This is a genomic window from Gemella sp. (genome assembly GCF_057272915.1).
This window is the reverse complement of record NZ_DBHIUF010000034.1, coordinates 1-11,388: the sequence shown is the minus strand read 5'-3', so window position 1 is coordinate 11,388 and position 11,388 is coordinate 1. Positions and strand designations below refer to the sequence as shown.

At 28.3% G+C, this 11,388-nt stretch carries 10 protein-coding genes; 9 read left to right on the top strand and 1 reads right to left on the bottom strand.

Going from position 1 to position 11,388, the window contains the following annotated elements; translation table 11 throughout:
- On the bottom strand, positions 1 to 1,229 hold a 1,229-nt coding region (locus tag ACO6OL_RS08480), incomplete at its 3' end, for an IS1182 family transposase (protein WP_485502821.1).
- 591 nt (positions 1,230 to 1,820) lie between these two features.
- On the opposite strand from ACO6OL_RS08480, the gene ACO6OL_RS08475 reads away from it, so the two are divergent.
- From ACO6OL_RS08475 to truA, 9 genes are all read left to right on the top strand, one after another.
- The gene (locus tag ACO6OL_RS08475; RefSeq protein ID WP_485502822.1) at positions 1,821 to 2,435 is read left to right on the top strand and encodes an SAP domain-containing protein; all 615 of its coding nucleotides are present in this window, start codon (positions 1,821 to 1,823) and stop codon (positions 2,433 to 2,435) included.
- Positions 2,436 to 2,497: 62 nt separating this feature from the next.
- Positions 2,498 to 3,262, top strand: a complete 765-nt coding sequence (locus ACO6OL_RS08470) for a class I SAM-dependent methyltransferase (RefSeq protein WP_485502820.1) — start codon at positions 2,498 to 2,500, stop codon at positions 3,260 to 3,262.
- A 306-nt stretch (positions 3,263 to 3,568) separates the two neighbouring features.
- The gene (locus tag ACO6OL_RS08465; RefSeq protein WP_485502819.1) at positions 3,569 to 4,204 is read left to right on the top strand and encodes a TetR/AcrR family transcriptional regulator; all 636 of its coding nucleotides are present in this window, start codon (positions 3,569 to 3,571) and stop codon (positions 4,202 to 4,204) included.
- Between the two features lie 274 nt (positions 4,205 to 4,478).
- Positions 4,479 to 5,219: an ABC transporter permease gene (locus tag ACO6OL_RS08460; RefSeq protein ID WP_485502818.1), complete on the top strand. Its 741-nt coding sequence runs from the start codon at positions 4,479 to 4,481 to the stop codon at positions 5,217 to 5,219.
- 159 nt (positions 5,220 to 5,378) lie between these two features.
- On the top strand, positions 5,379 to 6,098 hold the full coding sequence (locus tag ACO6OL_RS08455; RefSeq protein WP_485502817.1) for an ABC transporter ATP-binding protein: 720 nt from the start codon (positions 5,379 to 5,381) through the stop codon (positions 6,096 to 6,098).
- A 21-nt stretch (positions 6,099 to 6,119) separates the two neighbouring features.
- Positions 6,120 to 7,802, top strand: a complete 1,683-nt coding sequence (locus ACO6OL_RS08450) for an ABC transporter ATP-binding protein (RefSeq protein WP_485502816.1) — start codon at positions 6,120 to 6,122, stop codon at positions 7,800 to 7,802.
- 249 nt (positions 7,803 to 8,051) lie between these two features.
- Positions 8,052 to 8,363 (top strand): hypothetical protein, encoded by a 312-nt coding sequence (locus ACO6OL_RS08445; protein ID WP_485502815.1) that lies wholly within the window; start codon positions 8,052 to 8,054, stop codon positions 8,361 to 8,363.
- A 238-nt stretch (positions 8,364 to 8,601) separates the two neighbouring features.
- Positions 8,602 to 9,840 carry a YSIRK-type signal peptide-containing protein gene (locus tag ACO6OL_RS08440; RefSeq protein WP_485502814.1) on the top strand — a complete coding sequence of 413 codons (1,239 nt, stop codon included), beginning with the start codon at positions 8,602 to 8,604 and terminating at the stop codon, positions 9,838 to 9,840.
- 446 nt (positions 9,841 to 10,286) lie between these two features.
- Positions 10,287 to 11,084, top strand: coding sequence for a tRNA pseudouridine(38-40) synthase TruA (gene truA / locus ACO6OL_RS08435; RefSeq protein ID WP_485502813.1), 798 nt, complete (start codon positions 10,287 to 10,289; stop codon positions 11,082 to 11,084).
- Positions 11,085 to 11,388 lie beyond the last annotated feature (304 nt).

The following is an 11,388-nucleotide window of genomic DNA, read 5'->3' as shown; positions in this document are numbered from 1 at the left end:
TTTTTTTCCAACTTCTCTTGACTTTTCTGTTTACACAAAATATTATACACTATCTGTTTTGAATCTGCAAAACTTCGTTCTACTGTTTCTTTTCTTCTTTTGTACAATATCTTTCCTTCTTTAGATAAACGTCTTGTCCTTGCTCTATCATAATAATCCGCGTTTATATGGCGTCTTATTATTTTTTTCTCATTTTTATCATCACTCTTATATTGCTTATATCCATTTCTATCAATATTTCTGTATCTATATATTTCTCCTGTTCGTTTATCTACAAATATATCTTTTTCTGGTAAATATTTGAAATATTTTTTATCTTTTGATTTTGAGAATCTTCTATATCCTATTACTGAAAATATATTTTTTTTATCTAACTGTTTTAGTATGTCTAGAGAATAATATCCGCTATCTAACGCAACTTTTCCTGGTGTTAATCCGAAATTTTTTTCTATCTGATTTAATCTATCTATATATGGACCACTATAATGAACGTTTCCTGGAGTTATGTGACAATCCATGATTATATTATTTTTTCCATCTACCGTTCTATGATCTAAATACATAAAACCTTCTTCTTTATGATCTCTGTGATAATAACCGCTGTCTGGATCAGTTGTGTTAACTCGTTGTCTTTTTAGTTCTTCTTTTTCTTTATATTCAAAAGGCTTTTTTCCTATTTTTTCTCTCTCTTCGTTTATTTCTTTTTCTAAGTCTAATTTTCTTTCTTTTACTTTTGTAGTTACTTCTATGTTGAATTTTCTTTTGTTTGCGTTAGCTTTTATATGTGTTGAATCAGTAAAGAACTCTGTACCACCTACTAATTTTTTATCAATTGCTTGGTTCACTATATTTATAAATATTTGTTCGAATACGTCAGTTCCTTGGAATCGTCGGATATAGTTTTGTGAAAATGTAGAGTAGTGAGGAACTGGTTTAGAGAATGGTATCCCTAAAAACCATCTAAATGCAGCATCTGTTTCTATTCTTTTTATTGTTTCTCTCATAGATTTTATTCCGTAAAAATCTTTTAAGAACACCAACTTGAATAGCACAACAGGGTCTAAACTATTTCTACCTGATGTGAGACTATAGTATTTTTCTGTTAAATCATAAATAAATTTAAAATCAATTGCTTCGGCTACTTTTTTCAAAAAATGATCTTTAGGAACTATTTCTGATAACGTCATTAATATTATTTCATCTTTTATATTTTCTTCTCTATTAAACATACTAAAAACCTCCTCTATATACTTATATTATAACATTTTTAGCATTTTTTCTCATTAAAATAGGCTGTTGACTCATGCATATTTTGCATTTGTCAACAGTCTGAGAAAGCTATGCTATATTAAGTAGTATAGCTTTTTTTCTATTTTTTCATTTTAATTTCATTCTTTTCTATCTAGTTAAAATAGATTGGCACTATTCTTTTGAATATCTCGGTTTTTTATTAGTAACTGAAGGTGTAAAAAAGCTTTATACAAGGAGTATTTTAGCTTTAAAGTTACTATCCATAAGAAATACGTTTGATAACTTTAATTTTATTGTTAATTCCTTATAAAGGTCCATTAAATAGCCTATTGTAGTACATAGTATTTTTAATCTGTCTTTTATATTTTCTTAGTGTTTTTATAACTGTGAACATATAGCTGGGTAAGAAGGAAAAGAGAAAAGAATTGGTAAAGTTTGTTCATACTAAGAATGATCACTCTGCATTTTTTATGATTTATGAACTCCAAGTAATATAGTATAATAGAATAAAGAAAGTTGATTAAGGATGGAAAGTTAGATATACATGAAGTTTCGGAGGTGAGTGTGTGATAGAAGTTAGACCTAGTTTTAAAGATATAGAATCATTTGAGGAATTTAACAAGTACTATTGGTATCGAGAAGAACTTTCACAAATATGTAAGTCTCTTGGACTAGAGTATAGATGTATAAAGAAAGAATTGAACTATATTATTGAACAATATTTCAAGGGAAATAGAATAGAAAAGTCCACAAGGAAAGTAAACAAAAAACATGTCGAAGTAATATCTTTAAATACACCATTGCTAGAATGTGGTTTTTCTTTTAACCAAAAATTTAGAGATTATTTTTCAGCTGCAACAGGAGTTAGCCCGTTTAAATTTAATGCTGATATGGCAACGGCTTGGAGAAAAGTAAAAAGTGATAACAATAAAGAATTTACAATTCAAGATATGATAAAAATATATTACGGAGAATCAGATTATGCAAAGTATGATAATTCGACTTGTCAGTGGAATCAATTTCTGAAAGATTTTTGCGCAGATAAACACAGCAATAATTATTCCAATAAGTTAAAAGTTGCAGCTATCCTTTGGAAAGAAGTCAGAAACTCAAAGAATAAAAAAATTTATTCAAAACAACTTCTAAATGAATATGGATTCAAATTAGAGGAGTACCGCAAATAAAAATATATCGGATACTTTTTAACGATAGCTCACATTTGAAAAATTACGAGGAGATTAATAAGATGAACAGTTATATAAAATTTAATGAAAATAGATGGAATAATGTAAAAAATGACTATACTGAGCCATTGACACACGAACAATTAGAAGAAGCTAGAAATAATCCAATTTCTGTTGCATTAACTGTCGGGAAAAAAGTTCCAAAAGAATGGTTTGAAAGAGCAAACGGAAAAAAGATATTAGGTTTAGCTTGTGGAGGTGGACAGCAGGGACCAGTTTTTGCTGTAAAAGGTTATGATGTAACTATAATGGATTTTTCTAAATCACAATTGCAAAGAGATGAAATGGTTGCAAAAAGAGAAGGCTTAAAAATCAATACAGTTCAAGGAGATATGACAAAACCATTTCCATTTGAAAATGAAACTTTTGATATTATTTTTAATCCAGTTTCAAATGTATATATAGAAGATTTAGAAAATATGTATAAAGAAGCCTCTCGAGTATTGAAAAAGGGTGGATTGTTAATGGTCGGATTTATGAATCCTTGGATATACATGTACGATGCTGATATTGTATGGGATAAACCTGATGAGGAATTACATCTAAAATTTTCAATACCTTTTAATTCAAAAGAGCTTGAAGAGGAAGGCAAGATAACTATAAATCCAGAATATGGATATGAATTTAGCCATACCTTAGAAACTCAGATTAGAGGACAACTTAAAAATGGACTTGCTATGATAGATTTTTATGAATCGTGTGACAAAAGACATAGACTATCACGTTATGGAAATGACTATATAGCTACACTTTGCATTAAACTATAATGGTATAGAACATACTTTAGGATAGTAGATCTTGTTATTTTCCGAACGAGTTAAAATTTAAATCCTAGTCTGTCTAACTCAAATAATCAAATAAAACGCTATAACATAGCCATTTATTAAACAGTAAATACATTGTGATGTATGAAAGAGGAGAGAGTATAAGATTACTTTGTATAACAACTTGAACTAATATTAAGAGTAAACTCTAAAAAATAAAGTGGGGAGAAACAATAAGAAACTTGACATTATTAGTTTAGTGCATTATAATGAAATTACATACCACTGGTATGATAGAAAGGAGATATTATGGCAAGGAATAGAAATCCACATGAAACTAGAAAAAAAATACTAGAAGTTTCTAAAGATTTATTTTTAAAAAAGGGATTTGATAATACCTCAATACAAGATATAATAAATGGATTAGGTGGATTGACAAAAGGTGTTATTTATCATCATTTTGAATCGAAACAAGAGATATTACAATCAATTATTAAAGAAAATAATCAAGAGATTTTAAATTATAATTGGAGAGGAGACACTGGGTTAGAAAAGATACAAAATTCTTTGATGGATGCTTTCTCTAATTTTGAACAACAAAGACTGGTATACTCAGCTTCTATAAAGTTAAGAAGTCCACGTTTGTTAGGAGAACAGTATCTAAGTTTATTTTCTGATTTTTTACCAGAAATTAGAGAAAGAGTTTACGAAGGTGTTAAAGATGAATCGATTAAAACAGAATATCCAGAAGAGCTAGCTGATTTGATTGTTTTAACTTTAAATATTTGGATTGGATTCCAAATTTCTGTTTATTCAGTAGAGGAACTAAAAAGAAAAATGAGATTCATTAAACTTTCTTTTGATGGGTTAGGGGTACAATTGATTTCTGATGAAATGATGGAAGTAATTTTCCAATTATTTGATCACTTAAAAGGTGTTAAATAATCTTATTACGTTCTTGTTAGTAATAATTCTTTCTTGATTTAATCAGTTATTATTCTATAAATATACTTTAAGTATTTGATATTTTAAAAATAACATACTCAGGTATGTTATTAAAAAACTTATTAACATACCAAGAGTATGTATCATTTTTTTTAGTTTTTAGCATACCATCGGTATGTTTCATACTCTTATTTGATTTAAACGGTTATTTTAAATATGTATTCAGAATAGTTTAAATAATATAAACTATATTTACTTTTAGGAGGAAAAATCTATGTTATCACTTATTAAAATTGAAATAAATAAGGTTTCAAAATCTAAATTATTTTTGGCTTGGTTTGTTACTATATTGATAGTATTAGGTGTCACGGGAATTATAATTATGGGGCTAGGTACGGATAATAAATTGGGAGAATTTGTAGGGCAAGGTTCTAATAATTTTAGAATTGCTGATAAATGGGGAAATTGGGCAATTGCATCATCATTGTTTTCATCTTTATTTACCAAAGCAGCATTTTTAATTTTTGAAGCTTATTTATTGTCTACAATTTTTATTGATGAATTTAAACAAAGAACAATTTTTCAGTTGTTTTCTTACCCTATTTCAAAAATAAAGTTACTATGGGGAAAAATTATATCGGTGATTTTAATATCATTTATTGCTCATTTTACTGCACATTTAGTTATTCAATTATTAATTAGATTAGTCGCAGTTTTAACTGAATCAAATTATATACCAGTAGTTAATCAATTAATTAATTTAGTTGGAATTTCGTTTGGGACAGTATTAATTGGGATATTACCTTTTGTTATAGGTATGATTAAGTATTCAACACCTATAACAATGCTTTCAGGACTTGGTTTAGCTGCATTACTATCTAATGCAACTCCAGGAGGTTTGACTAATAATTTTGTTAACAACTCATTATTTTTAATATTTGCTAGCTTCATAAGTATAATTATTGCTTCAGTTTCAATTTATAATATTTCAAGAAAAGATATTAGTATCAAGTAGTATTGTTTAATTTAATGGAATGAATTGTTTCAGGAATAAAAATGAAACGACTAAAATAATTAATAGTCTTTTAAAGAAGAGATTATATAAGTTAGTATTCATATTCCTGAAGAAGAAAATCTTGTATTGAGAGTTGGATATAGAAAGAGAGGTATAGAAATGAAAAATGTTGTTGAAATAAAAGAACTTTTTAAAACTATTGATAAGGAAGAAATTTTGAGTGGTATTAATCTTCAAATTGCTGAAGGAGAAATATATGGTTTTTTAGGTCCCAATGGTGCTGGGAAAACAACTTTAATGAAATGTATGTTGTCCTTATCAACTATTACATCTGGTAGTATTGAAATTTTCGGGAAAAATTTACAAGAACACAGAGAGGAAATTCTAAGTCAGATTGGTAGTATTATTGAAACACCAATTTTTTATGAAAATTGTACTGCAAAAGAAGTCTTAAAAATTCATGCTCAGTATATGGGGAAAAATATAACTGAATCAGATATAACAAGTGTCTTAAGTATGGTAGGATTAAAAAATACTACTAAAAAAGTAAAAGAGTTTTCGTTAGGAATGAGGCAGAGACTCGGTTTAGCTAGGGCTTTTTTAACAAAACCTAGATTATTAATCTTAGATGAACCAATTAATGGTTTGGATCCAATAGGAATTCAAGAAATTCGAAATCTTTTGCTGACACTTTCTAAGGAACATGGAATTACAATATTAATCTCAAGTCATATCTTATCCGAAATTTCACAGATAGCAGATAAGATTGGTGTTATAAAAAATGGAGAAATGATTGAACAAATCTCTATGAAAGAAATTATGAGTGAGAATATTGACTTAGAAGAATATTTTATGTCTCATTTTCTAAATAAAATTTAAGAATTATGGGGTGGATTAAGAATGAAACAATTAATAAAGAATCATAAAAAGTTTTATTATGCTTTCATGATTTTTAATATGCTAGTCCCTTTAACTAATATTGCTTTTGCTTATTCTATTAAAGATATTATCGATAGTGGAATGTCGCAAAATAGAGAAGCTCTGACCCATGCGGTACTAGTCGGCGCTACTGTTATTTTTCTCTATGCAGGGCTTAATTTTATATCCCTTCGATTGAGAAATAAACTTGTTAGAAAAATTATGTCAAGATATAAAAACAAGGTGTTTCAATCGATTTTAGATAAGGATTATAGAGAATTTTCTAAGGAGAAATCAGGAAAATATATTTCTATATTGACTGAAAATATGAAGAAAATTGAGCAAGACTATTTGTACCAGTATTTTAATATTTCAAAAAACTTTTCCTTGATAATTTTCTCGATAATAGCTATGTTTATAGGTAACTGGTTTTTAACTTTATTGGTTATCATTACCAGCATTATTCCAATGATAATTTCAGGATTTATTGGGAAAATGTCAGTTTCGTTACAAAATAGTGCTATTATTGCCGATCAGAAGTATTTAGCTAAGGTTAAAGATATTCTATCAGGTTTTCTAGTTATTAAAAGTTTTAATGTTAAGGAGGCTATTCGTCAAGATTACAGTCATGAAAGTGAAAAATTGGATGATATATATTTTATGAAAGGAAAATTTGATACTTTGACTAATGTTATTTCTCAGCTTTCAGGGATGATTGTATTTTTAGTAGCCTTTGCTGGAGGAATGTATCTCGTCTTCGATGGTCATACCACAATTGGAAGTGTAACAGCTATTGTTCAACTAGTAAATTTTGTAGTAATGCCATTAAATGAAATTGGTATGGGAATAAGTAAATTCCGTGAGGGTCAAGCTACACTGAATTCATTTGAGGTAAAAGATATAATTGAACTTCAAACTGGTAAAAGGAAAGAATATTTCGATGATGTTATTTCTTTTTCAAATATTGATTTTTCTTATCCTAACTCTGAAGAAAAAATTTTTAATAATTTATCTTTGAATATTCAAAAGGGAGAAAAAATTGCAATCGTAGGTATGTCAGGGAGTGGAAAATCAACTTTACTTAATCTATTATTGCGTTTTTATGATGTAACAAGTGGGCACATTTCAATTGATAATCAAGATTTGCAAGATATTTCGTCAGAGAGCCTATATAATTTAATGACTGTTGTTCAGCAAGATGTTTATATTTTTGATGATACTTTAAGTGCGAATATTACCCTTAATCAACCTTTCGCAGAAGACGATATAAAACAAGCTGTACAGCAGTCTGGGTTAGAAAATTATATTTTAGAAAATGAATTAGGCCTACAAACTTTATGTGGTGAAAATGGAGCAAATCTATCCGGTGGACAAAAACAGAGACTTAGCATTGCGCGTGCCTTAATTCGTAAAACACCAATCTTATTATTAGATGAGGCTACTTCATCTTTGGATAATCAAATTACTACTGAAATTGAAAATTCAATCTTGAAAATCCGAGGTTTGACAGCTCTTGTTGTCACACACAAGTTAAATGAAACTATTTTAAAAAAATATGATAGAATTCTTTTTATGAAAGATGGTGTCATTGCAGAAGATGGTTCTTTTGTTGATTTGATGGATAGAAAAGGTGAATTTTATAAGTTGTTTGGGTTGAGTACGTAACTTTGACAGTGAAGGTTGATTAACAGGTAAATTTATTAATAGGGTATTATTGTTAGTTGTAGGTTAGAGTTTAAAAGTAGCATTTTATACTATTGAATATTTATAAAAGATTGCTATTATTTTAAGTAATAATTTGAAAATTGGTAACTTATAATATTGATAATCTCTATCAGTAGAATATATTTGTTGTTTCCTAACTCTTAGTATATAATCTTTAATTAAGAGATATACATATTTAGGAGAACAAGAATGAAGTTAGAAGATTTTACAGAACAGGAACAAGAACAGATTAAGAAAGGTCTTACTTTTTCAGTAATTAGTGATAAAGAGACCGCAGAAAGAATACTTTCATTAGTTCCTGAAGAATTAATGAAGAAGATTCCATTTTTCGTAAGAAAACATGCTAACACACGTACAGTAAAGAGAATTTCTGTCGAGTATCCAGAACTTTATGCAGCAGCTCAACAAGAAGGTGAATGGCCAGAAAAAGAAAAAGAAGAGCTACGTAAAGTTATTACAAATATTTTCCAAGAAAAAATGAATAAACACAGTATAAGATAGTTAAGTATTTATTTGAGCATTAGGTTAGATTTTTATACAATAATAAATATTCGCACTGATACTACAATTTAAGATAAAAAAAGAAGGTGAACAGATATGTTATATTATGTTCATCTTTTTGTCATTGGAAAAAGCGGAGAATGCTTGCTCAATCTATTAAGATATAATATAATAGTATAGATATAGGATATATTTAATATTATCATTATTTTTTATGTGATTTTATAAGGAGGAAGGTATGTCTAGTAAAAAGGAATATTCAATAAGAAAAGTAACAATGGTAGCCACTGGTATTTTGATAGGGATTGCAGCTTCTTCACTTGGAACAGCTTATGCACAAGAGGATAACAATATTAAACCTACTGTAGAAATGAAACATAATGAAAATACAACTACTATAAAACCGGATATGTCGAAAGAACATAATGAATTGAGTAGTTCAAAAGAAGTGGCGCCAAAACCTGTAGAAAAATCAGAAAATATTATTTCAAAAGAAGATGAAATTCTAGTAGAAATTATTAAGGAAAAATTTGATTGGAATACAATTGATGAGAAAAATTTCTTAAATTATTTATTATCAGATATTAAAGCTGATAAGAGTAGAGAAAGAGAAATTAAAGAATTATGGTTAGTTAAAATTAATCAATTATTAATCACTCATGCTAATAATGAAAATTTAATTAAAATAAAAGCGATTTTAGAAAAAGATTTAGCGAGCGATAATAAAAAAGAAGGAAAAGATTCTGAAGAGAAAAAAGACAAAAAAGAGCCAGAAAAAGAAAGCAATAAAAAAGAAGAATCTACGGAGAAAAAAGATAAAGATGTAGTAAATAATACAGTAGCGGCAAATAAAGTTTTACCTGCGAAATTACTAGGACGTGATGTAACTGTATCTTTTAATAAAGATAAAATAGATGCTGATGAAGTATTTGTAGGTGCAGTAAAGGATGAAACTTTGAATAATGAAATAATTAAGAAACTAGGTAATGATTATAAAATTATCGAAGTTTTTGAAATTCATTTCAAAAAAGCCGGCGAAAAGGTGGACAGTGAGGAAGAACGTACGGTAAAAGTGTCTGTTATGAAGAAAGATAATACAGAGTTAGAAGTATATCACATAGCTGATAATAACGTATTGACAAAAATTAAGGATGTTAGCTTTAGTCCTGGTCTGTTACAATTTAAGATTGATCATTTCAGTAAATTTGCTATTTTAGAAAGAATTAGAGTAGGAGTAAAAGACCTAGAAAGTCGTGCTCAAATTGTAGTTCCTGCAGAACTTGATAAAAAAGAAGATACAAAAAATTCTTCGAATAATTCTAATTTAGATAATCAAAATAGCGATAAAAAAGTAGGGAATAATAAAAAAGAAACAGAGGAATTACCAAAAACAGGGTTAGAGTCCGAACAAACAATCGTTATGGCATTATTAGCTTTGATAGCTGCGATAGTGATTAGAAAAAAACAAGAACAATAGAGCGTATGAATGAAACGCTGTGAGTTCTTTTGTTAACTAAAATTTATTAGTAATAATATTTAATTTAAGGCTATTAATATAGGTTGTATAATAAATTGTGCTATGGAATAATTTATTATACAACCATTTTTTGATGATAAAATTAGTAGGCTAAGAGGAAGAGTTCATTAGCGTTTTTTAGGTTTTGGTTTTAGATATAAGGACAGAAGCGATTATTGGTAAGATTGTAGATGAGTATATTATATTGTATTAGTTGTATTCCTAAAACTACCAAATCTTATATTATTATAAGAAATTGTAGTGTATAACTCTTCGCTTGTCTTTTTCTCTTTCTATTGTTGTGGTATAATAGCATATAGAGTGAGTCGTTAGAAAGTATTCAAGGGATAATACGACGGTTAAGAAGTAAGAAATAAAGGTTAAAATAAAACATTTAGGAGATAAGAGTGAGAGTAGTTTTACTTTGTAGGTATGATGGTAGTAATTACCATGGGTTTCAAATACAACCAAACAATAATACAATTCAAGAAGAAATTGAGAAAAGTTTAAAGAAAATTAATAAAAAAGATGTACGACTTTATATGAGTGGAAGAACGGATAGTGGTGTTCACGCTTATGGTCAGGTATTACATTTTGATACTGATTTGAATATTCCAGATGAAGCATGGGTTAAGGCACTAAATACTACTATTCCGAAAGATATTAGAATAGTGGGGGCGACATCGGCTTCGGAAGATTTTCATGTTAGGTATAATAGTACACAAAAAACATACTATTATAAACTGCATATCGGAAGAGAAGTGGATCCATTCTTATTAAATTATGTGGGTAAACATAGTTTTGATTTTAATTTCGAAAAAGCTCAAGAAGCCTTGCAATATTTTATAGGAGAACATGATTTTTCATCATTTTGTTCTAAAAATTCTAGTGTTGAAGATAAGGTTAGAACGATATATAGTTTAACTATGGAGAAAGATCCGGTTAATCCTAATATTGTAAATTTTGAAATTACTGGGAATGGTTTCTTATATAATATGGTTAGAATAATTATCGGAACTATACAAAATGTGGCCGCCGGTAAATATGAAGCGGATTATGTTAAAGAAATATTAGAGAAAAAAGAACGCCAATTTGCAGGACCTAAAGCTGATGCGGCAGGATTGTACCTTAAAGAAGTGGTTTATGATGATGATAAAGTAAATAAATTTATAAATAATAGTTTAAAAGCTTATTGTAATAAATAATGGGAGTGACTCAAAAATCGTGATTTCGAAGAAATCGATTTTGTCGAGTCACCCCCGCACAGTTTATTAGATATCTAAAAAGCTTTTCTAAAGCGATTTTAGATATCAATAAACCACTGCGTCTATGAGTTCTCATATGAACTTTGTCAAATTTTAGGACTTTTGGGTCAACCCCGAGAGAAACCGAAGTGAAAGTTCTCTTTAAGAAAAATGAAAATGATATGAATATATTTAATAGCTATCCGTATTTGTTAGGTTATAATACATATGTGACAAAAAATAAAAAATAAAAGAGAACCTGTGT